We start from the raw sequence: 23254 nt of genomic DNA on the forward strand, positions 1-23254 counted from the left end.
TCAGGAAGGTTCGATGTCCTGTGTGGCCGGCCCCGGGCAAACGGTTCCCCGGCGCGTAGCTGACATGTTTTTTTGAAAAAGTTGGCGCAAGCCCAGGACAGGCCACGCAAGTTTCAGCACAGCATGTGTGCAATATGAAAATTAAAACCCTTAAAAAACAATCACATACAGTTAATTCATTGATTGGCACAGGCGGTGCTTAGGAGGCCTTCGTCGAAATCATTTCGATAGCGCTCACCTGAGGATAAATAATGAATCGCCTTGATGATGTTTTCTCCCCTCCCCATTTGACCTCTTCTGCCACCCCCCTTGATCTGTCGACCGGGCTCCAGAAAAAACTGAAAGCGTTTATTCACAAGCGCGTATTGAACCCCGAGGATGCGGACGATATTTTTCAAGTGACCTGTCTGGAGGCCTGGCGAAGCAAACACCGCTTCAATGGCCAGGCAACACTGAGCACATGGATGTGCGGCATTGCCCAGAATCTGATTCGCAATCACTTTCGCCGGCTGTACGCCAGGCCGGTACATTGCGAGTTCGACGAGACGCTCTGCCCTGAGCAGCACTGCGCCAGCGACCCGGGTGGTCAGTTCGAAATCCGTCGACGTCTTGAACTGACCCTCACGGCCATCAACCGGCTGCCAACCGAAATGCGCAATACGCTGTACGCGTCGCTGGAAAGCGGCGGCAGCTATCGCGACACGGCCAATGTTCTGGAAATCCCCATAGGGACGGTTCGTTCACGCATCTCGCGGGCCCGGGAGCAGCTCAAGATAGCCACCCACTGCTAGTGCTCACCACGGACATCTGCACAGAGAGGTCCATGGTTGAGGGCTAGCGTGCAGAAAGGCCAGGGAGTGGCCCCCCCTACTACCGATTCAGATTTTTTTCGTTCGCGGCAGCAAAATCGCCAGCACGCCGAACAGCGGCAGATATGAGCACAGGGTATAGACGTACTCGATGCCATGAATGTCAGCCAGATGCCCGAGCAAGGCGGCACCGATCCCGCCAAAGCCAAACATCAAGCCAAAGAAGATACCCGCAATCATTCCCACATTGCCCGGCACCAGCTCCTGGGCGTACACCACGATAGCCGAGAAGGCAGATGCCAAAATAAAGCCGATGACCACACTGAGCACACTGGTCCAGAACAGGTCGGCATAAGGCAACATCAACGTGAACGGTGCCACCCCGAGTATCGAGAACCAGATCACCGCCTTGCGTCCGATGCGATCGCCTATCGGCCCACCAAAGAACGTACCCGCTGCAACGGCTCCCAGGAACAGGAACAGATACAGCTGTGAAGTCGAGACCGACACATCGAACTTCTCAATCAGGAAGAAGGTGTAGTAGCTGGTCAGGCTCGCCATGTAGAAATACTTGGAGAACACCAGCAGGCCGAGCACCACCAACGCACCGAGCACCCGCCGTTTTGAAAGGCCATGGGTCGCTTTCTGCCCGGCCTTGAGCTTGAACAGGTTCAAGTGGTTGCGGTACCAGCGGCTAATGACATACAGCAGCCCTACGGCGAACAGCGCAAATAGCCCGAACCAGGCCACATTGCCCTGGCCATAGGGAATAATGATGGCCGCAGCCAACAACGGCCCGAAGGCCGAGCCCGCGTTGCCACCCACTTGAAAGGTCGATTGCGCCAGGCCGTAACGCCCGCCTGAGGCCAGCCTTGCCACGCGGGATGCTTCAGGGTGAAAGGTTGAAGAGCCAACCCCGACCAGCCCTGCCGCCAGCAGGATCAGCGGAAAGCTGCCAACCTGGGACAGCATCAAAATCCCTATCAGGGTGCACACCATACCGGCTGGCAGCAATAACGGATTGGGATGACGGTCGGTGTAGTAACCCACCCACGGCTGCAATAGAGAAGCCGTCATCTGGAACGTCAGGGTAATCAGCCCGATCTGGGTAAAGGTCAGGTCATATTTGGCCTTGAGCATCGGATAGATCGACGGCAGTACCGCCTGGATCAGGTCATTGATCAGATGCGCCAACGCCACGGCGCCGATAATGCGCATGACTAACGGGCTGGACTGGGGAACTGGAGGGGACGCGGTTGTAGTTGTTTGAGCGTTGCTAAGAGCCATTTGAGCTTCCGTACGACAGGTGAATGCGCGCTTGCAGGTACGTCAATGTGCCATTTTTTTACAAGATATTGCCATCCAAAGCCGCCCAAAACCTTAAGCAGTTGATAGCACAAAGATTTTTTAAGATATTTGCTTGACACATGTCCATTACGAGGGAATAATGCGCGCCATTGGCTACATAGCTCAGTTGGTTAGAGCATAGCATTCATAATGCTGGGGTCCGGGGTTCAAGTCCCTGTGTAGCCACCAAACACCGGTTTCACTACATCGCAAGATGAACATGAAACCAACAAGAAGCCCGCCTAGTGCGGGCTTTCTTGTGTCTGGGGGATTAGTTTTTCGCGCCATGCTCGCGCGCAATCATCCCGACTGTCAGGCATACATTCATGGCTGCCTGACGATATCGACAGAAATCTCCACTGCCTCAATCACCCCTCGGTTTTCAAGCCAGTGTGTGGTGTGCCTGTCCTCGGGCCAGCCCACTCCCGGGCCATAATCCCTGGCGATGCCATTACGATGGTCAGTGATTACGCCGTGCAGGATGTAGACGGTGCCGGGCCTGTCTATATGGTTATGAACCGGCCCAAAAACGCCGCCAGGTTCAATCGTCACCATCCGCATGCGAAGCTGGCGCCCCGACATCCCTTCGATCTCAGGGCCAAGATCAATCGTTGCAAGCAGTTTGACCGTCACGCCTTTGGTTTCAGGTGCCATCCGTTCGTTGCTCATCGCGCTCACCTCTTGGCAAAGACAAAAGCCGCACTGGAAGTAGACACCCTAAAAAGGCGTGATGAGTAGCGAGGCGACAAAGGGTTACCGGGACAGGCCGGCCAATAACTGCAGCGGCCAAAAACAAAAAACCCCCGAAGCCATCAGGCATCAGGGGTTTTCTATGTAGTGGTGCCCAGAGACGGAATCGAACCGCCGACACGGGGATTTTCAATCCCCTGCTCTACCGACTGAGCTATCTGGGCAAGGCCGTAATTAAACGTTCTTTACAGCAGAGACGTCAAGCAACAAATAAAAAAAGATCAATGAATACCATCGGTTACGATTATTCGCCGTTGGGATACAACTCCCCGTCAACCAGCCTGGACACTGCACGGTGCAAGCGTTTCAACAACGCATGGATTCTGCTGGCAGACTCTGCACTCAAGGGCTCACGCAGCAACCCGACTTCGCACTCATCACAGGCCGCCGCCAAGGCAACGGCACCTACCGTGGCAAAAGAGCCATGCATACGGTGTACATGATTGAGCAATTTCGATGTATTGGCTTCTTGCAAAGCCAACTGTGCCTGTTCCAGATCCTCATGCATGGTAGTGATAAACAATCGGTGCATGCTCGGTGAAAGCGTAATCCAGTCTTCAAGATCATCCTTTTGCACAACCTCTGCGACAGCCTGCAACGTGGGCGGCTGCGGTTGTGCTGACTGAGAACAGTAGACTGACAAGGTCTGGCGCAAGGTTGTCAGACTCAGCGGTTTGACCAGCCAGACATTCATCCCGGCCTTCAGGCATTGCTCTCCCTCCTCTCGCATCGCATTGGCTGTGACACCAATAATCGGCACCAGAGGGTCAAGCTCTCGCAAGCGGCGTGTCAGCTGATAGCCATCGAGCCTGGGCATATTGACGTCGGTGATCACCAAATCGAACGACGCCTCATTCCAGCGCAACAAGGCTTGCTCACCATCCTCAGCCAACGTCACTCGCACGCCCAACGCCTCAAGCTGCTCTTTGAGAATCTCCCGGTTGACGGGATTGTCTTCCGCCACCAGAACGCTCAGGTCCAGGCGTGCAAGAGGTCGCTGCACACTGGAGATCGTCTGTTGCACGGTGCCGTGTGCAACCTGCATCAGCGTTCTGGCTATGGCACGAATGTCATAGGCATTGATCTCCCAGCCACGCTCTGTCTTTTGCGGCTGGCTGCGGCCCGTTTCGGTTGCAATCACACGCTCACCCGACCAGGGCAGCGAGAGCTGCGGGTCAGGATCAACATCCAGCAAAATGGCCTGGCTGTCCGGGGTATCCGTTGCCGGAAATACTTGAGCACGCGCGCCCCAACGGCTTAACCAATCAACCAGGAGCTGTCCGATATCATTGCGCGGAGTACGCACATAGACACTCACACCCTCAAGGTCAATATCGGCGCTGTTATCCAGCGAGCCTGCAATAACCGGCAAGTTCGTATGCAACGAGAAACTGCTGCCCAGCCCCGGCTCACTGACCACCCGCAACGTGGCACCCATCATCTCGCTCAGTCGGGCACAAATAGACAGGCCCAGCCCGGCCCCCCCTGCACGCTCACTGCCACCCACCTGAGAAAAGGGCTTGAACAGGCGAGTCAGTTGCTCCTCGCTGATCCCCACGCCGGTATCGGAAACCTGCCACTGCAATGACGCCTGGCCGTGCTCAATACCGACCACCTTGAGCCTGAAGACAACCCAGCCGGTCTCGGTGAACTTGATCGCGTTACTTAGCAGGTTGTCGATGATTTGCCGGATACGCACCGCGTCTGCGCACAAGAGTGGTGGCAAGGTCGCGTCGGCACAGGCGAATATTTTCAATCCCTTGTTGCTCGCAGCAGCCGAATAACTGCGCACGCAATCTTCGAATAAATCCAGAGGACTGAATGTTTGAGCATCGACCGCCATTTGTCCGGACTCGATTTTGGACACGTCCAGCACATCGCTGATCAACTGAAACAACACCGCTGATGAGCGCTGAATGGTGTGCAGGTATTCATGCTGGCGCTCACTCAGAGGCGTTAGTTCAAGGAGTTCAAGATTGCCAAGCACCCCATACAGAGGCGTGCGAATCTCATGGCTCATGGTGGCCAGGAACAGGGTTTTAGCCTTGCTGGCTTCGTCGGCCGAACGACGTGCCTGCTCCATCAGGTTGGCGTCATCCACATGCCGGGTGATGTCGTTGAAACCGCAGAGTACTACGTCTTTGCCTTTGTAACGGGTGAAGGCGAAACAAGCCTGAAGATGACGTCCCGAAACTTCAAGCTGTATCTCGCCCAACTCATGTTCACCATAATCGCGCTTCAACAAGGCAATGAGTTCAGGTGTTCCCTGCCATTGCTGCGCCCGCTTATTTTCCAGTAATACGACCCCGGTACCGCGCTCAACCACACACAGGCCTACGGGTGCGTTATCAAGCATGACCCGGTTGAATTCTTCGCTTTCAGTCAGGGATTTGTTGGACCGCTGTGCGGGCTCGATAATTTTCATGCGATACCAGCGGTTGACGCGCCAGCCAATCAATACAAACAGCAGAAGCAGGCCAACGGCTCCCGCCAAAGGCCATTTGGCATAGCCAAAAAAATTCTGATAGCTGATTGCATACAACCCGATCCAGGGCATAGCCCCACCCGAACTCAACTTGAAGCGCAGACCGTTGCGGGTGATGCTCAAGCCCAGCGGTAACTCCTCGACATCCTGAACCTCACCCAGCAATACATCACCCGCAGGCGAGATCAAAGTCAGGCGACTGTTGGTAGGGTGCATCAACAAACGCTCCAGATCACTGATGTCGCTGACATCCAGCAAGGCACTCAGGATGACCGAGTCATTGCCTTCACCCCCCGGCGGCATAAAGTGACGGGACAGGTTAAGACCGATAGCGCCCACAATGTACCTGCGCTTTTGAATCAGCCCCTGTGGGGCTCTTAACCAGATCAGCTCATCACCGCGGAGTTCATGGCTGCGCGCTACAAGCTCATCGTACAAACGCTTGGTCACGTCGAAAAAGTTGTTCTTGAGAAGTATGGGGTACTGCCGGGTGCCATCAATTCCGGGCACCGCAATAGTGAATTGATCGCTGGGAGAAAACACAAATACCTGCGGTGCCACATAGTGTGAATCAGACCAGTAAGCCGTGAACAGGTCGGTCAACTGCACACCAAACGAGTAAACACCCTGCATATCTTCATGGGTGTACCTGTCTCGCTGGCTCACCGTGAAGGGCAATGACTTGGCCGTGTCGCGGTTCTGGAACAAACGCTCATCCCCCTGACGGATGAGCGCCAGTTGCGAGCTTGGCCGGTTGTCTATCAGCAGGTTTTCGTTGGACTGGCTGTAGCTCTGTGCGGCAATACGTAAAAAGGCTTCATGTTCATGAATGCTTTCCATCAGCCGTGCGAAGTGAAAATCGGTCTTCTCGCCCTCCTCCTTCAACACCCGGTTAACAGCCCAATAACTCATGCTCACCAACAGCAGGGCAAGCCCGGTCAGCAGGAGCAGCAGTTTGTTCAGTCGCAGTGAGCTCAGTGCCAATGCACCAAGACGTGCCTTTTCTTGCTTCATGGTTATTGCCGCTCTAGCAGGAACTTTGCCGGTCAAGGATACAGAGACAGCCAGAACAGGAATCGTCTGATGGGGTTCAGCCACTTCTAATTGCATTCTGTTTAGCACCTGCTGTGGCAAGCCGTGAACAGGAGGGGGCAAAAAAAATGAGCAACACACATCACTCGTCTGTAGAGGTCATCTCACATGTTTCAAAAAATCGGTAAATACACTGCGCTTTGTGGTTCTTCACTACTGATCGTCATGGCTACCGCTACCGCGCAAGCCGCTGATGGCCAGGTTGAGTTCACTGGCACCATCAACGACAACGCTTGCACCATCAACAGCGAAAGCGTGAAAAAAGCCGTTGATATGGGTCAGGTTCGCATCGCCGACTTCCCGAACACCGTAGGCGCTGTCGCCACTGCGGGTGCCACACCGTTCTCGATCTCGCTGGAAAACTGCAGCGGTTCAACCCTGAAAAACGCTTCCATCAAGTTTAGCGGCCAGCAGTCCGGCACTGATGCAACCGTGCTGGGCATGACCGGTGAAAACCAGGTGAGCGGCGTCGGCATCCAGATCAACGATGCCCGTACAGGTAACAAGTTGCCGTTGAACACTGCCAGCAACGATTACGTATTGCGTCCACAGTCCAACACTTTTGACTTCACCGCGTCCTATGTACGTCTGGTTGCCGACACCGAAGCTTCGGAAGACACCCAAGGTGTACGTGGTATCGGTACCGGTAAAGTCAACGCATTGGCCAGCTTCGACGTTACCTACAAGTAATTCATGTTTTTAACGAGAGAGCTCGCGGCTTATCGCGAGCTCTGGCGTTAACAAGAGGACACCTTCATGCGTTTAAAAGTTGCAGCCTTTTTGGCTCTGGCAGCTGGCTTCTGGCTGCCTCAGGTTCAGGCAGGCGTCAATGTGGGCTCCACGCGCGTTGTGTATCAAAGCAAGGAGAAGGAAGCCAACCTGGTACTTTCAAACTCGGGCGATGACGGCGTGCCCTATCTGGTTCAGTCGTGGGTAAGCCCGTTTGACAATCGCGATGCAAGCGCGGACGAATTTATTGTCACGCCACCCCTGTTTCGCCTGGACGCCAAGGGCCAGAACATTTTGCGGGTGATTGCCACCAATGCGCAGAACCTGCCCAGTGATAAAGAAAGTCTGTTTTTGCTCAATGTCAAAGCCATCCCGGCCAAGAGTGAAGAGCAGCGCAATCAAAACGTGCTGCAAATCGCACTCAAGACCACGATCAAATTGTTTTATCGCCCCGCAAACTTGAAAGGCACATTGCCCGAAGCGGTAGAGAAACTTCAGTGGGGTACGCAAGGTGGAAAACTGACAGTGCATAACCCGTCGGGTTTCAACGTTGTGGTCAGTGAGCTGTTGATCAACAACACCGCCAGCAAAGACATACCCGAAGTGATCAAGCCGGGCAGCACGGTGACCACCGGCACGGCCATCAAGAACAGCGACACGCTGATCCTCAGCTACATCAACGAGTACGGCAGCACGGTCAAGGCAGCTCCCGTTACCCCGCATTGATGACTGAATAATCCGTCGACTGGAAGGACTCCCTCATGCTGCGACTGCGCATGTGCGCTTTCGCGCGCAGAATAAAGTGTTGGAGCATCGTCACCCTCGGCGCTGCAGGCCTGACATCGAACGTGGTCCATGCCGACTACAGCTTCGATTCTTCCTTTCTGGAAATTGGCGGCGGTAATGCTTCGACCGAAGTGGCCGAGCAAGTAAAAGCCATGAGTCAGGGGCAACTGCCTGGTATTTACCGGGTTGACCTGTCAGTGGATGACCGGCTTGTTGAGCAACGCGACCTGCATTTTATTCGCGAAACAGCGAGCCAGGTTTCGACTCCAAACGGCCTGTTCCCCTGCTTCAGTCTTCAAGGCCTGACAGATTTGGGTGTTGATCCGGCACGTCTGAAAAACGCCGACATCAGCACTGACAATTGCGTGTATTTCAACCGTGACCTTACTGGGGTCACCTATGACTACGACTTCAACAAGCAGCATCTGAATCTGCAAGTTCCCCAGGCCTATATCGGCAGCGTTCCTTTCGAGACACGCCGCAAAACCTGGAGCGACGGCGAGCAGGTGGCTTTTGCCAATTACAGCTTTTCCGGCAGTAACTACGAGAACCAGTTCGGTAGTCGTCAATCACAGTTCGGCAGTGTGCACAGCGGGCTCAATAGTGGCGCCTGGCGCTTTCGCAACTTCTCCACCTGGCAAAAAAGCACCCAGGTCGATGGTAGCTGGAAGTCCGTAGACACTTATGTGCAGCGTGACCTGGGTAACCTGATGGCCATCGCCACGGTGGGTGAGAGCGCAACCGACAGTGATTTGTTTGACACTATTTCTTACCGGGGAGTGGGTATTGCCTCTGATCTGGACATGCTGCCCGACGACGCGCGCAACTTTGCACCCGTAGTGCGCGGAGTTGCCAATGGCCGCTCGCTGGTGACGTTGCGCCAGCGCGGTTACGTGATCAGTGAGCAATGGGTACCTTCAGGCCCGTTCGCCCTCAAAGACCTGTACTCGACCTCCGGTAACGGCGATATCGAAGTCACCATTGAGGGTCCCAATGGCGAGCGCCAGGTGTACATCCAGTCGTTCTCGTCCGTGCCTTACATGCTGCGAGAAGGCCAGCAAAGCTACGCGGTTACCGCAGGCCAGTATCGCCCGGCCGAGGGTGCGCAGAGCTCTCCAAAGCCAGGGTTTGTCCAGGGCACCTATCGCCGCGGGCTGACCGAAGGCACCACACTGTTTGGCGGTAGCATCGTCAGCGAACAGTACAAATCGGCGCTGCTGGGTTTTGCCCACGACTTTGCGGGCTTTGGTGCCATTTCACTGGACGTGACCCATGCCATCAGCGACGACATGGGCACCGACGCCAAGACCTTGAGCGGGCAGTCCTATCGCTTTCGTTACTCCAAGTCCATTGACTTGACCGATACCAATTTCAGCCTGATCGGCTACCGCTACTCCACCAGCGGCTATTACAGTTTTAACGAAGCGATCAACGCACGCTCCAACAACTCACTCGCGCCCTATGCGGATGAAATGCAGAACAGCAGTGCAACGTTTTCACCGTACTTGACCGGCCATATGAAAAGCAGCTTTACCGCCAACGTTTCGCAACAATTTGGCACCTATGGCGGCATGTACGCCAACCTGACCAAAACCGATTACTGGAACCGGGCCAAGAGCAATACGTCCGTTCAGTTGGGCTACAGCTTCAGTGTCGGCAGCGCCTCTTACAACCTGGGCCTGGCACAGAACAGCGGCACCGGTGATGACATTCGCAGCGTATCGCTGAGCGTCAGCCTGCCGTTGGGCAACCCGGGCAGCAGCAGCCGGATCGGTTTCAGCACCAACCAGGACTCGGGCGGAAATGCCAGCCGCAACGCCACCTTCAGCGGCTCGCAGCTCAAGGACGATGCCCTGTCTTACAACCTGGGCATCAACCAGCAAGTCAGTGAAGACGATCGTGTGCTCGGTGGTTCGGTCGCGGCCCGTTACAACGCGGCCAATGCCATCTGGCACGGTTCATACAACAAGGATCAAAACACACGCCAGACGGACTACGGCGTGGAAGGTGCGGTGGTGGCCACACGCAACACAGTGATGTTCACCCAGCCATTGGGCGAGACCAACATCATCGTTGCCACACCTGGTGCCGCCGATGTGGGCGTGCTGACCAAAAGCGGGATCAAGACCAACGGCAGCGGCTACACGATTATCCCTTCGGCCCAGCCGTACAGGAAAAACAAGGTATCGCTCAACACCGACTCGCTCTCGGACAACACCGATATCGCCAACCTGGTCCAGGAAGTCACCCCCAACCGTGGAGCCTTTGTGCTGGCCAATTTCGAGACCCACAACGGCCGTCGCCTGCTGGTCACCGTCAGTGCAAGCAATGGCAAGCCAGCACCTTTTGCCGCAGAAGCGCAGCTCTATGACCTCAACGGCACCTTGCTGAGCAGTGCGATGGTTGCCGACAAGGGCCGGGTATTCATGACCGGCGTACCCGACAAGGCGCGGCTGATGATCAACGTCAACGGCCAGCCGTGGTGCACCAAAGACCTGGATCTCAATACTTACAACCTGTCAGAGACAGGCATAGGGCAACTGCACGTCAGTTGCGATGCCAAACCGGCAGACACCCCAAGGACTCCCGATGCGTGACTCAACCGTCAAATCATCTCGCCTGAGCCTTTTCAAAGGTAGCTTGTTGCTACTGTGCATGCTGCTCAGCCTGGTCAGCCAACAGGCCTTTGCGTTGATCCAAAACAACCTCGCGTGCACGGCTACGGGGACCACCGGCATTATTCAACTGGGCGATCTCGCGCCATCAACGAACTACACCGCCAACATGACCGCCAACTGCCGGGTTACGCGTTGGTACCCCTATGGTGCTTCATTGCAGCACAGCCAGTTCTACAACTCTGGCAGAGGCAGCAAGGTTCAAGTGTTCCATACCAACTCGGGCTTGATGGTGCCTGAGCTCCCTATAGGGACTGCGAGCAGTACATGCATGCCTTCAAGCTGCGTTCAATTATTTGTAGGTGACACCTTTTCCTACAATGTACGGCTTCTCGGAACAGCCCCCGTGACCCCCGGCGACTACAAGGTCAGCGTTTCGCTCACAGACACCTCAATCCGGGGTTTTGAAAATTATGCCGACTACCTGCAGACGGTCATTCTCAGTTTCCGGGTCATTCAGCCCGCCTGCTCGATGGGCTCGGCAAAAACCCTCAACCTGCCCTTCGGCACACTCAGCAGCAACGACTTTGCCAGCTCCCAGCAAATCGCCAATGTCACGATGAACTGCACTCGCGGTACTCAGGCGACTGCCACGCTGGTGCCTACCCAGCCGGCCATCAGCGGCAGCCCGGGCGTCTCTGCCACCACCCTCGCAGGCCTGTCCATGGCCGCCACCTGGGCCGACAACAACACCGCAGTCACCTTCAACAGTCCACGTACGCTGCCGCTCACAACCGGTACCAACACCATTCGCCTGGGCTTTCGGCCACGTCTGAACACCAGCGTTTCGCCAACCGGTAATTTCTCCAGTCAGTACACCCTCAACATCACCTATCTATGATCAGGCTCAGGAACTCAACCATGAAAATATCCACGTCGATGACCGCTGCACTTTTTGCGGGTTTTCTCTGCACAGCCGCCAACGCCGCAACTGACTCCGTGACCATCAACCTGACCGGGACCCTGACGCGCCCGCCCTGCACCCTGAACAGCAACAAGACGCTGACCGCCAACTTCGGCAGCCTGCGTTATGACCAGGTTGCCGATGCCGGGCTGATAGATATTCCCCTCATCATGACCTGCCCGGCCAACTCGGCTCTGGCCGTCAGCATTCAGGCTGCCCGCACGATTCAGGGCTCAACCACACAAGCGGCAACGGGCAAAGCCAATCTGGGTTATTCACTGCTCTGGAACAGCGACAGCACGGCTGCCAACATTACCGGAGTCAAACGAAACCTGACCAACCAGAGCGGCACAGTCAACCTGAGCCTGAAAGCAAAATTGATCGCTCTGGGCGTACTGACTGAGGGCGCATTCAGCACCTCTGCAGTCATCAGTATCGAGTACCTGTGAGGTGTCCATGCTCGCCAGAGTGAGCCTGTGGGTGGCACTGCTGTCTACCGCTGCCCTGCTGTTCAGTTCGGCCAGCCGTGCACAGGATGACGCCCTGATTGAAGTGCTCGGTACGCTGATAAAACCGCCCTGCACGGCTAATTTTCCGACGTCGCAGAATGTCGATATCCCCAAGACAAACCTGAATTCACTGAACTCGGACATCACCGACTGGACCGATGTGACCCTTGATTTCCAATGCATCAAGGGCAGTCAGGTGCACTTGCGCTTCAGTGCGGGCAATGGCTCTTTTGACAGCAACACGCTGCGCACTACGCTCGACAGGCTGGGCCTCAGAACACGCCTGAGCGACATGAGCAGTACGTTGAAAGTGGTGGACTTGAAGCTGGAGGAACAACTGATATTCCCGGTTGAAGGCACCCGGCTCAAACTTCAGCTATCTGTACGCCCCGTAAAAGCCGGGCAAGAACTGCCAGCCATCGGTAGCTACAGCTCAACGCTGTTGATGGAAATGATCTATTTGTAACGCCGAACAATCAGGCGAACAGGTTGGCTTTGACACACAGGATCAGCAGCGCCTGATCATTGTCGACATTAAGCTTGCGCATTGCAGAAATCTTCAGGGTACTGATGGTTTTAATGCTGCGATTCAAGCTTTGGGCAACCTCACCCACACTCACCCCCGTAGCGAACAGGCGCAAGACTTCAAACTCCCTGACCGTCAATTGGCTGAGCATTTGCGAAATACCAGCTTCATCCTCACTTGGAGCACCCTCAAGGGTGTCTTGCTGATAATGCCCATCACGGTAAAACGCATCCAGCGCGACCAGGATTTGCTCAAGCCCTGCACTCTTGGAAATAACCCCGCTGATACCTAACCCATACAACCAGCTCAGAACCTGTGGATTGGAGATGACCGTCAGGATCAATACCCGCGGCTCGGGGAAATGTCGGCGCAGATACTCCACCAGCCGGGTACCGTCACCGTATTGCTCGTCACCCGGCATGTTGTAGTCAGTAATGATGACGTCAGGGTTCAATTGCGAAATTTTGTCGATCAACTCTGAGGAGCTCATGGCCTCGCCCACGACCTTGAACCGCGAGTCACGCTCAATAATTTCGCGTACCCCCATCAATACGATCGGGTGGTCGTCAGCCAGTAAGACTTTCATTTGCGGCATAGCGTGCATGACTCCAGGTAGGCAACGACTACAGGTTCCACAGATCGGCCTTGATGCAGTAAGTGATCAAGGCATGGTCATTCTGTACCTCCAGCTTGCGCATCGCCGACACTTTCTGGGTGCTGACCGTTTTGACGCTGCGCTCGAGCTGCCGGGCAATGTCGCCCACACTGCTTCCTGCTACAACAAGGCGCAGTACCTCAACTTCGCGGGGCGACAGCGTAGAGAAACGCTCATCGATAACCTTGACGTTGCTCAATACGGACGTGGCAGGCACAGCAGGTGCATTGTAGGTCCGATCATTGGCCAAGGCATTGAGTGCCTTGCCGATTTCTTCACGGATATGGCTTTTGGCAATCACCCCCGCCACCCCCATTTCCAGCAGGCGCGAAATAATCAGCTGGTTGCTCACCATCGTCAGCACCAGGATCTTCACAGCCGGAAATTGCTCACTGAGGTACTCGATCAGTTGTAGACCGTCGCCATAGATTTCATCACCCGGCATATTGAAATCGGTTATCACCAGGGCAGGTTGATGCAACGACAGCTGCTCGACCAATTGCGAAGAACTCAGCGCCTCGCCTGCCAGAATGAAACGTTCATCACGTTGAATCACTTCCCGAAGCCCCAGCAACACCACTGGATGATCATCGGCAATCACTACCTTCAACTCGCGCATTGCCTGGCTCCAAGTAGTAAGGGCACGCACAACTGTGCAGGAACTGGTGTGCTCCTGCAGAGGGCGGTGCCCATCAGTGATGACTCAAGCTATCCCCATGATGGCTTAGAGCTATCCTCGAGCAAAAGAGTTTCAAAGTCGGTGCACGATACGGCTGCGCAAATCAGAAAACCCTGCGCCTGGTCACACTCGATACTGCGCAGGAAGGCAAGCTCTGCCTGTGTCTCCACACCTTCTGCAACGACGGTCAGGCCCAACTTTTGACTTAATTCCACGAGACTGCGCAGTGCCGAAGCCAGGTTTTCATTTTCAACACAGCCATGCACCAGCGAGCGGTCTATTTTGAGCTCACTGAAGGGTGTTGAAACCAGGTTGAAATAGGAGCTGAACCCCTTGCCGAAGTCATCCTGAGCCAAACCAAAGCCCATCATGCGCAAGCGACAGGCGCCAGCGTAGTAATTACTGAGTTCTTCAGTGGTTGAGCTTTCCATCAACTCAAAAACAATACTGCGCGGCTCTGCGCCATCCGCCACCACGTAATCGCGCAAGTTGTCGGCCAGGTCGTGGTTATCCAGCAAATGCGTTGGCAGGTTGATGGATACCGGGATATCCCAGCCTTGCTCGCGCCATTTCCTTTGCGCCACCAAGGTTTGCTCCAGCATCAGCCACAGCAGCCGCTCTTCCAACCTCTGGGCAATCAGGATGGAGAGAAAGTCTTTGGGCAATAACAGGCCAACGTCGGGGTGCGCCCAGCGCACCAGTGCTTCAGCACTGAGAATATTGCCGTTGCGCAGTGATTTTTTGGGCTGGAACCAGGCCTGGATCTGGCCATTGCCCATCGCCATTTCGATTTTTTGCGGATCGACCTCTATGGCCAGAGCGGGGTTCAGATCCCCATTGACCCGAAAAATTGCCATCCGCTCTTTCAAACGCATCACTGCATTGAATTCGACCGGCTTGGAGATCAATCCGACTACGCAAATCCCCAGGTTTTTCGCCGCCAGCCCCGCACTGATCAGCATTCGACGTGATGAGGCGCTCATCAGCGCAAGTGCCGGTCGCTTTTTCAACCCGGAAACTTTCTGGATCAATTGCACGCCATCCATGCCGGGCATCAGTAAATCGCTAAGCAACAAATCATAGTCATTGCGCGCCAGGCACTTCAACGCACCCTCGCCGTCCCAAACGGTATCAACTGCAAAGCCACCCACTTCATTGAAAACATTCAGCAGGTATTCATGCTGAAAGGGATGATCCTCAACGACCAGTACACGATAGGGTTTCACTGGACCCTCCTTTAGAAGTGTTGAAGACAGTTGTATAGGGCATGTAACGTAAAAGGCTTGATCAGGCAGTGATTCATCCCGGCGCTCAGGCAGCGCTCACTTTCATCACGCATGGCATTGGCTGTAGCGCCGATGATCGGCTGCGTCATATTCATCGCCCGCAGTCGGCTAGCCAGCTCATAACCATTCATTCTCGGCATGTTGACGTCAGTCAGTACCAGATCAAACTTGCCTTCCTGCCAGAGCTCCAGCGCCTGGATGCCATCGCTGGCCAAGCTCACGGTGCAACCCAGTTCTTCGAGCTGATCACGCAATATGAGCTGATTGATCACATTGTCTTCCGCGACGAGAATGTGTAAGTCGAGTTTGAGCTCGGCCTTGGCGGCGCCAGCCTCAAGCGGGCCCCCGACGTGCCTGCCCTGAGCCTTGGAAATGGCCCGATAAACGTCCTGCAGACTGTTGAGGTCCGCTTGCCAGCAAGGGTTATCTGAAGTGTGGACGGCTGCCAGATCGCTGGCGGCTATCACCAAAGGCCCTCTCCATGTGGGCTCCAGTGATTGCTGGGCAGAGCCAGGATGCAGCTCCAGCATGACCGAATCATCGGCGACAGCGCCCTGTTTGGGCGCCCCTAAATGCGCCCTTGCGCCCCAGCGGCGTAACCAGGCGCAGTAACACTCAGCCAGCTCACGCAAGGGCGAAACCACATACACCGTAATGGGCAACAGCCCGCCCGGGAGGCCCAAACGCGTAGCGTCCTTGACCTGTACCAAGGGTAAATGCAGGGTAAAACTGCTGCCCAGGCCCGGCTCGCTGACCAAACGCATGGTACCGTTCATCAAGTGCATGAGGCGCTTGCAGATGGACAGTCCCAAGCCTGTTCCGGCAACCACATTTTGTGCCGACTCCACCTGATAAAAAGGCTCGAACAGATGGGCCTGTTCTTCATGGGCGATGCCTTTACCCGTGTCCGAAACCTGCCAATGCAGCATCACGCGCTCATCATCGCGGCTGTCCATTCTGAGGCGCAGAACGATTTTTCCGTAGTCAGTGAATTTCAGCGCGTTGTTGAGCAAATTGTTCAAAATCTGACGAATGCGGGTGACATCGCCACTGAGCCATTCAGGCACAGTCGAATCAATCAGGGCAAACAACTGCAGCCCCTTGGCCTGGGCCGCGCCACTGTAGCCTTGAACCACCTCCTCTATCAGCTCCATCGGGTTGAACGTGTTGAGTTCAAGCTGCAATTGGCCTGCTTCGATTCGTGACACATCCAGCACGTCGCAAATCAGCTGCAATAAATTACCGGATGAGCGCTCGATGGCTTTCAAGTAGTTGTTCTGCTGCTCGTTGAGGTCAGTACGCGCCAGCAACTCGAGCGTACCCAGAACGCCGTACAAGGGTGTACGGATTTCATGGCTCATGGTCGCCAGAAACAAGGTCTTGGCTTCATTTGCCCGATCCGCCAATTGCCGGGCACGCTCCAGGGTCACTTCAATCTGTTTGCGTGCGCTGATGTCGCTGAACGCACAAATCAGTACGTCCTGACCGTTGTAGCGCGTCGGGGCAAAAGCCAGGTATAGAAGACGACCATCCGCCATTTCAATTTCATCGCTATTGCGCGAGTCCTGCTGATCGAATGCGCGCGCAATCCAGCCATGACACAACTTGCCACGCTCGCTACTGCCCCCCAGCCACTGTTGCGACAATGAGTTCTCAAGCACCACAGTGCCGTCTGTGCGGCGAATAACACATAGCGCAACAGGCGCAACCTGCAACACGGCGCGGCTGAAAGCCTCACTTTCAACCAGCGCCTGAATGCGGTTTTCGCCTGGGGTAATCAAGCGCCGATCAATACGCATGATCAGCAAGTGCAGCCCTAAACAGACCGCAATGAATAGCAGCACACACCCCAGCAAAGGCCAGCCCAATACGGGCAGCAAAGAGTGAATATCCACGGCATAGACAATTTGCCAGCCTGAATAGCCCAGTTTTTTTCTGATGGCCAAGCTGTCGGGAAACCAGCCAGAGCCAATAAAGCCAAAAGAATTTTGGGGTTCGAGGGTGTGCAATGAATCCACCAGGGTGGATTGTGCCGCATTGGTGAAAATGATCTGCCCCTGACTGCCCAGCAACATAAAGTCGCCTGCGCTTTCACTGCTCAATGCCTCGACCAGATCCGGCACCTCGACCTCAATGCCCAGCCAGCCCGAGGCTGTATTGCGGCTATCGAGCCGTGTGAACAAGTAAAAGGGCGAATCCAGCGCTTTATTGTCAGTCAGCCACAGATCTTCATCATTGGAATCCCCACGACCACCTTCATCTGCCAGCCGCTGCAAGACAACATTGGGCAGGGGGTCCTGACGGGGCGAAAGATCAAACAGACGCACCACTTGGGGCTCATCCGTTTGCGGCACATAGAGCAGATTGACTTTGCTTTCGTGCAAATAGTCCATCATCCGCCGGGTAAGCCAAAGACTCCAATGGCCGGTTTCACTGGCCAGACTGATGTTTATCTCTTCTTCGGGATCAACACTGACAAACGTTTTGTCTCCATTTTTATCAGGCACAGTCGCCAGCATCAGACTCTTGAGCAAGGTCTGACGGCTGACGAAAAAATCCTGGGCATTGAACACAGCCTCGTTCATAAAGCTGCGGCGCTGGGAAACCTCTTCATTAAAAACCGAACGCAGATAAACGAACGAACCTGCAAAGACCGCAACGATCAGGCCAACGGCAAATAAATGGAGAAGTTTCCGAGCGGCTTGGGGGGTCGATTTCATGCCGCAAGCCTGAGGCCGAGGCATGAAAAAAATAATCAGACAATTCCTGAAACCGCGCAAAACCTGTAGTCGCTGACGAGGAACGAAGGCTGCGATCAGCGACTACAAGGACAGCCGTTTTTTCTACAAAGCCCGCACAGCACTCAAGTCCATCCGCCCGTCCTTCAATGGCGGGCACCAGTAATAGCCGCCATTAAGCGGGCGGCTGTAGCGATACAGCCCGTCGATGATGCCGTCTTCCATACCGCTCATGCGACGCAGCTGAACTTCAAAGGCGTTCAGGGTGCGACCGAAGGCGACGAACATCAGGCCGGACTTGCCGTTTTCTGTCCACGGCATGGAGCGGCGCACGATAAAGGCTTCTGGCGAGAAGCTTTCTTGTGCCGTGCGTTTGACGTGGGCGGAGTCTGGAGCATCGTCCAGTTCCTCGTTGTCGCTCATGCGACGACCCATGATGTTGTCCTGCTCCTCGGACGGCAGTGCGGCGAAGCCGTTCAGGTCATGCTGCCACTGCTGGATGGCAACAAAGCTGCCACCGTCCAGCCCTGCGCCAGCGTTCGCAACGATAGCGGCGTCGACAGCCGCTTCATCCACCGGGTTTTCTGTGCCGTCTTCGTAGCCGGTCAGGTCACGGTCGGAGCCGTAACGGAAGCCTTCGGTCACTTGCAGCAGGTTGAAGGCAGGCGCCAGCGCCGCTTCGATGGCCTGGCTGCGATGCAGCAACTCACCACGGTCATCGCCCAGCAACCACAACCACAGAGCGTGTTGGGTCGACGGGTTTTCAACCATGGCGTTGAGTGCCGGAAACACGCGAAGCCCAGGGACTTTCGCGCCAAGTGCCAATACCAGCGGCGAGCCCAGACCCGCCACGACGCTTTTGCCGTCCACCCACGCAGACAAAACGTCCAGTGCAGCCGGCAATGCTTCTACTGACTTGAGGGCGAAAAACATATAGCGCGCCTGTGAAGGCACCGGTTTGGCAAGAATGCCTGGCTGGTAAAAGCTCATAGAAACTCCTTTTGGAAAGGAAAGAGTTTACCCCTCACCGGCATCTTTTCGGACAGCAGCGGTTATTTTTATCTCACAGATGACGCTTGGCTCAAAACCCATCGAAAAATCAGCGGATTGAATGACTGTGCCTCGCAAGTCGCTCATGCTGGCGGTATCACAATCATAAGAAACCGAGGTACTTCCCATGGCCGCCGAGATTGCAGACAGCCGTTCTGCCCGCTTTGCCCTTCGCTGCTCGAACTTTGCCGAGCGCTGGTTCCCCGACTCGTGGGTGTTCGCCGCAGTTGCGGTGATCACAGTGGCACTGGCCACCTTGTTTATGGGCGCCAAGCCCACCGATGCCGCGATGGCCTTTGGTGACGGATTCTGGAGCCTGATCCCGTTCACCATGCAAATGGCCTTCGTGGTCATTGGCGGCTATGTCGTGGCCAGCTCGCCCCCCGCCGTCAAGCTCATCGACAAACTGGCACAAGTGCCAAAAAACGGGCGTCAGGCCGTGTGCTGGGTGGCGCTGATTTCGATGGTCGCCTCGTTGCTCAACTGGGGACTGTCGCTGGTGTTTGGCGGCTTGCTGGTGCGGGCGCTGGCACGTCGCACCAACCTGCGCATGGACTATCGCGCCGCCGGGGCTGCGGCCTATTTGGGGCTGGGTGCGGTGTGGGCACTGGGCTTGTCGTCTTCGGCCGCTCAGTTACAGGCCAACCCGGCCAGCCTGCCGCCGTCGATTCTTGCAATCACGGGGGTTATCCCCTTCACGGAGACGATCTTTCTTTGGCAATCAGGCGTGTTGCTGGCAGCCCTGGTCGTGGTGTCGCTCATCGTGGCCTACGCGACCGCGCCTGGCCCTGAGTCTGCCCGTGACGCTGCGGCCTGCGGCATTGACCCAAGCTTCAGCTCGCCAAAGTTGCCCCCGCGCACACGACCCGGCGAGTGGCTGGAGTACAGCCCGTTGTTGACCATTTTGCTGGTACTGCTGGCAGCGGGCTGGTTGTTCCATGAGTTTTCGACCAAACCTGCGATCAGCGCCATCTCCGGACTCAACACCTACAACTTTCTGTTTTTGATGCTCGGGGCTTTGCTGCACTGGCGGCCGCGCAGTTTTCTGAATGCCGTGACCAGCGCCGTGCCGACCACCACCGGGGTGATGATTCAGTTCCCGCTGTACGGTTCGATTGCGGCGCTGATGACGGTGGTCAAGGGAACTGACGGGCAAACCCTGGCCCATCACATCTCGACATTTTTTGTGCAGATCGCATCCCATGACACCTATGCGCTCTTGATGGGTGTCTATTCGGCGATTTTGGGGTTTTTCATTCCGTCGGGGGGCGGCAAGTGGATTATCGAAGCGCCCTATGTGATGCAAGTGGCCAATGACCTGGGGTACCACCTGGGTTGGGCTGTTCAGATTTACAACGCAGCCGAAGCGCTGCCCAACTTGATCAACCCGTTCTACATGCTGCCGCTGCTGGGCGTGCTGGGCCTGAAAGCGCGAGACTTGATCGGCTTTTCGTTTGTGCAGTTACTGGTGCACACCCCCCTGGTGCTGTTTTTGCTGTGGGCGCTGGGGACGACCCTGACGTACACGCCGCCAGTGATGCCTTAACCAAATGTGGGAGCGGGCTTGCTCGCGATTCAGCGGCGCGGTCATGCAGGAAAACCGCGTCGATACCATCGCGAGCAAGCCCGCTCCCACAGGTCAGGCATGCAACCTCAGATCGAACCCAGTGGACGCAGACGATACTGCGGCGGCAACTGGTCAAGACCGCTGATCGTGGTGTTCAGGCTTTTCCAGCGACCGTCCTTGATCCCGTAAATGCACCCGTGAACCGACAGCTTCTGCCCGCGATGCCAGGCATTTTGCACAATGTTGGTGTGACCGACGTTGGCCACTTGCTGGATCACGTTCAGCTCGCACAAACGGTCTACCCGCTCTTCCTCGGTCGGCAACAGCGCCAGCACTTCGCGGTTTTCGTAATACAGGTCGCGAATGGAACGCAGCCAACCATCGATCAGGCCCAGTTGCTGGTCCTTCATGGATGCGCGTACGCCGCCACAGCCATAGTGGCCGGTCACCAGAATATGTTTGACCTTCAACACATCGACCGCGTACTGGATCACCGACAGACAGTTCAAGTCAGTGTGCAGCACGACATTGGCCACGTTACGGTGCACAAAGAGATCGCCGGGCAACATGCCGACAATTTCGTTGGCCGGTACACGGGCATCCGAACAACCAATCCACAGGTACTCAGGCGTTTGCTGGCGAGCCAGCTTGGCGAAGAAGTCAGGATCTTCCTGCTTGATCGCATCGGCCCAGCGCTCGTTGTTATCAATCAGATCTTGTAGTTCGTTCATGCTGTGAAGCCTCAAGAGTTGATGCGCTGCTTTGACAACCGACCTGCGGTCGAGGTCACGTCGTTCATCAATGTCATTCCGGCGGTCGGTCGGGTGGAATCTTCAACAATGGCTACAGTCATCGTATTAAGGCCCCATACGATGAGGAATTACCATGACTGATTCACGCCGCCCTTACGGGGCACCGCAACCCGCGCCCATAGACGATATAGAAGACGCCATGGGCTCCGTCGAGCCACTGAACTTTGATGACGACGACACGTACGAGCCCATCAGTGACCTGTTTATCGACGATGAAAAAGTCAAGCACAGGGCGGTGCTGGATGATGAGCTGGACTTGGGCCTCAATGACGACGACCTGGAGCAGGAGATGCTCATCCGCGAAGACGGTGCCCGCGATGCCAAGGAAGCCGCCCAGAGCCCGAACGGCGCTGCTGACTGGGACCTGAGCCTGGTCGACGAGGACGAAATAGGCGCCGGAAAAGGGCTGGATGAGGCAGAACTGGCGGAAATTGACCCGGTAGGACGCAAGCCTTGAAAGGTAAACCCTGTGGGAGCGGGCTTGCTCGCGATCGGATCAACACGGTTTGCCTGATAAACCGCAGCGCCAGCATCGCGAGCAAGCCCGCTCCCACATAACGACTTTTCGCCGTCAGTCGACCAGGGTGCAGGCCATCACCACCGCATCTTCACGACCACCTACCGCAGGGTAGTAGTCGCGGCGGCGGCCGATTTCGTTGAAGCCATAGCGCTCATACAACTTGAACGCGGCCGTGTTGCTGTCGCGCAGTTCGAGGAAACATTCACGGGCTTCGTGCTGGTAGGCAATGGACATCAGGTGCTCAAGCAGCTTGAGTCCCAGGCCTCGGCCCTGGCTTTCGGGCTTGACGGTGATGTTCAGCAAATGAGCTTCGTCGAGGATGATTTGCACCACGCCATGCCCCACTTGCTGCTCACCTTCAAACATCAGCCAGATGTGGTACTTGCCCAGACCGTCGAGAAAAATACCTCGGGTCCAGGGATGGCTGAAGGCGGCGTATTCAATTTTCAATACGGCATCAAGGTCCGCCTCGGTCATCGGGCGGAACGTTACGGCATCACTCATCGTTTTGTTTCCAGCGCGCCATCAGCTGGCGCATGGCTTGCCACACATCCGCTTTGCGTTGTGGCTCATCCATTAAAAGTTCAAGACCCGGCAACGCCCATGCGCAGCCCAGCCCTTCGATGTGGAGTTCGCGGTTGAACGCCTGTGCATCGGTCTCACCGGCAAACCGCACGGCCGGCAGCCCCACCAGCCACAAGCAGGCGCACTCGGCCTCTTCGAGGCGGGCCATGACAAAGCCCTGCACGAATTCGCGTGCAGCCTCAGGCCCCTGATCGACATTGCCACGGCGCAGCAACGGCCAGCGCACCGGCTCACCAATGATCTGCGGACTATCGGGCAGCCCCGCCGCGCGCAGCATGTCCTTCAACAATAAATAGGCCGGATCACGACTCTGGAATGCACTGCCTGTGGGTAACTCCACCAGCACCAGGCATCGCCCGGCACGCAGCAATTGCAAGGCAAAGCGTGGCGGTGGCAGTTGCACGACCTTGGCCGGCACAGGCGCCGATTCAGCCTCAACCACGGGTTTGCTGACAGGCCGGCTGACCGAAGGCCGGGGCACTTCGATTTTTGGACGCTGCGAAGGCTTGCCCGGCGCGACCGCAGCCTTGACCACAGGCCGCGTGATGACAGGCTCGGCCGGTGGTTCGGGAAGTACCAGCAGCTCTGGCCGCGAAGGGGCGGCAAACGGCAGTTCAGTGCGCGGCAACCAGCTGACCACTTGCATGGCAGTCAAAAAAGCGCGGCGGCGGGACTCGTTCAACAAAGGTCGGCCATCTGTGGATAACTAAAGAGGGGGGATTCTACCGCCCTTCTGCCCTTCCCGCCTGC

20 protein-coding genes and 2 tRNA genes are annotated in these 23254 nt (G+C 56.0%); 10 read left to right on the top strand and 12 right to left on the bottom strand.

The window, feature by feature from the left end; all coding sequences use genetic code 11:
* Positions 1–251 precede the first annotated feature (251 nt).
* Positions 252–791 (top strand): RNA polymerase sigma factor, encoded by a 540-nt coding sequence (locus KO536_RS09395; RefSeq protein WP_219261706.1) that lies wholly within the window; start codon positions 252–254, stop codon positions 789–791.
* Between the two features lie 87 nt (positions 792–878).
* On the opposite strand, the gene KO536_RS09400 is transcribed toward KO536_RS09395, so the two are convergent.
* Positions 879–2096, bottom strand: a complete 1218-nt coding sequence (locus tag KO536_RS09400) for an MFS transporter (RefSeq protein ID WP_219261707.1) — start codon at positions 2094–2096, stop codon at positions 879–881.
* Between the two features lie 172 nt (positions 2097–2268).
* On the opposite strand from KO536_RS09400, the gene KO536_RS09405 reads away from it, so the two are divergent.
* Positions 2269–2345 (top strand) — tRNA-Met (locus KO536_RS09405).
* Positions 2346–2480: 135 nt separating this feature from the next.
* Here KO536_RS09405 and KO536_RS09410 read toward each other — a convergent pair.
* The 3 genes from KO536_RS09410 to KO536_RS09420 all read right to left on the bottom strand — a co-directional run bounded on the left by KO536_RS09410 (position 2481) and on the right by KO536_RS09420 (position 6405).
* Positions 2481–2825: a cupin gene (locus KO536_RS09410; protein WP_219261708.1), complete on the bottom strand. Its 345-nt coding sequence runs from the start codon at positions 2823–2825 to the stop codon at positions 2481–2483.
* A gap of 169 nt (positions 2826–2994) precedes the next feature.
* A tRNA-Phe gene (locus KO536_RS09415) sits at positions 2995–3070 on the bottom strand.
* A gap of 80 nt (positions 3071–3150) precedes the next feature.
* Complete coding sequence (locus KO536_RS09420) at positions 3151–6405, bottom strand: hybrid sensor histidine kinase/response regulator (protein WP_219261709.1); 3255 nt, start codon at positions 6403–6405, stop codon at positions 3151–3153.
* Between the two features lie 186 nt (positions 6406–6591).
* On the opposite strand from KO536_RS09420, the gene KO536_RS09425 reads away from it, so the two are divergent.
* The 6 genes from KO536_RS09425 to KO536_RS09450 all read left to right on the top strand — a co-directional run bounded on the left by KO536_RS09425 (position 6592) and on the right by KO536_RS09450 (position 12552).
* Positions 6592–7173 (top strand): fimbrial protein, encoded by a 582-nt coding sequence (locus tag KO536_RS09425; RefSeq protein ID WP_219261710.1) that lies wholly within the window; start codon positions 6592–6594, stop codon positions 7171–7173.
* Positions 7174–7239: 66 nt separating this feature from the next.
* Positions 7240–7938: a molecular chaperone gene (locus KO536_RS09430; protein ID WP_219261711.1), complete on the top strand. Its 699-nt coding sequence runs from the start codon at positions 7240–7242 to the stop codon at positions 7936–7938.
* A 35-nt stretch (positions 7939–7973) separates the two neighbouring features.
* Complete coding sequence (locus tag KO536_RS09435; protein WP_219261712.1) at positions 7974–10595, top strand: fimbria/pilus outer membrane usher protein; 2622 nt, start codon at positions 7974–7976, stop codon at positions 10593–10595.
* Complete coding sequence (locus KO536_RS09440; protein WP_219261713.1) at positions 10588–11514, top strand: fimbrial protein; 927 nt, start codon at positions 10588–10590, stop codon at positions 11512–11514. The genes KO536_RS09435 and KO536_RS09440 overlap by 8 nt, the downstream gene beginning before the upstream one ends.
* A 20-nt stretch (positions 11515–11534) precedes the next feature.
* On the top strand, positions 11535–12026 hold the full coding sequence (locus KO536_RS09445; protein ID WP_219261714.1) for a fimbrial protein: 492 nt from the start codon (positions 11535–11537) through the stop codon (positions 12024–12026).
* 7 nt (positions 12027–12033) lie between these two features.
* Entirely contained in the window at positions 12034–12552 is a 519-nt protein-coding gene (locus tag KO536_RS09450) for a fimbrial protein (protein WP_219261715.1), read from the top strand.
* 10 nt (positions 12553–12562) lie between these two features.
* Here the strand turns inward: KO536_RS09450 and KO536_RS09455 are convergent, their stop codons facing one another.
* The 5 genes from KO536_RS09455 to KO536_RS09475 form a co-directional block, all read right to left on the bottom strand.
* Positions 12563–13207 (bottom strand): response regulator, encoded by a 645-nt coding sequence (locus tag KO536_RS09455; protein WP_219261716.1) that lies wholly within the window; start codon positions 13205–13207, stop codon positions 12563–12565.
* Positions 13208–13235: 28 nt separating this feature from the next.
* Entirely contained in the window at positions 13236–13886 is a 651-nt protein-coding gene (locus KO536_RS09460) for a response regulator (protein ID WP_133076451.1), read from the bottom strand.
* 89 nt (positions 13887–13975) lie between these two features.
* A complete protein-coding gene (locus KO536_RS09465; RefSeq protein WP_133076452.1) occupies positions 13976–15172 on the bottom strand; it encodes an EAL domain-containing protein in 1197 nt (398 codons plus the stop codon).
* A gap of 11 nt (positions 15173–15183) precedes the next feature.
* A complete protein-coding gene (locus KO536_RS09470; RefSeq protein ID WP_219261717.1) occupies positions 15184–17952 on the bottom strand; it encodes an ATP-binding protein in 2769 nt (922 codons plus the stop codon).
* 123 nt (positions 17953–18075) lie between these two features.
* On the bottom strand, positions 18076–18960 hold the full coding sequence (locus KO536_RS09475) for a Dyp-type peroxidase (RefSeq protein ID WP_133076454.1): 885 nt from the start codon (positions 18958–18960) through the stop codon (positions 18076–18078).
* Positions 18961–19147: 187 nt separating this feature from the next.
* Here KO536_RS09475 and KO536_RS09480 point away from each other — a divergent pair, with 187 nt between their 5' ends.
* Entirely contained in the window at positions 19148–20566 is a 1419-nt protein-coding gene (locus KO536_RS09480) for a short-chain fatty acid transporter (protein WP_133076455.1), read from the top strand.
* Between the two features lie 107 nt (positions 20567–20673).
* Here KO536_RS09480 and can read toward each other — a convergent pair whose 3' ends face one another.
* The gene (can, locus tag KO536_RS09485; RefSeq protein ID WP_019825187.1) at positions 20674–21318 is read right to left on the bottom strand and encodes a carbonate dehydratase; all 645 of its coding nucleotides are present in this window, start codon (positions 21316–21318) and stop codon (positions 20674–20676) included.
* Between the two features lie 154 nt (positions 21319–21472).
* On the opposite strand from can, the gene KO536_RS09490 reads away from it, so the two are divergent.
* Entirely contained in the window at positions 21473–21856 is a 384-nt protein-coding gene (locus KO536_RS09490) for a serine kinase/phosphatase (RefSeq protein ID WP_219261718.1), read from the top strand.
* Positions 21857–21970: 114 nt separating this feature from the next.
* On the opposite strand, the gene rimI is transcribed toward KO536_RS09490, so the two are convergent.
* Together rimI and KO536_RS09500 are read right to left on the bottom strand one after the other, a co-directional pair.
* Entirely contained in the window at positions 21971–22423 is a 453-nt protein-coding gene (rimI, locus tag KO536_RS09495) for a ribosomal protein S18-alanine N-acetyltransferase (protein ID WP_016781701.1), read from the bottom strand.
* Positions 22416–23189 (bottom strand): energy transducer TonB, encoded by a 774-nt coding sequence (locus tag KO536_RS09500; protein WP_219261719.1) that lies wholly within the window; start codon positions 23187–23189, stop codon positions 22416–22418. The genes rimI and KO536_RS09500 overlap by 8 nt, the downstream gene beginning before the upstream one ends.
* Positions 23190–23254: the final 65 nt, after the last annotated feature.

The sequence above is a fragment of the Pseudomonas sp. NKUCC02_KPG genome, assembly GCF_019345465.1.
Lineage (GTDB): Bacteria > Pseudomonadota > Gammaproteobacteria > Pseudomonadales > Pseudomonadaceae > Aquipseudomonas.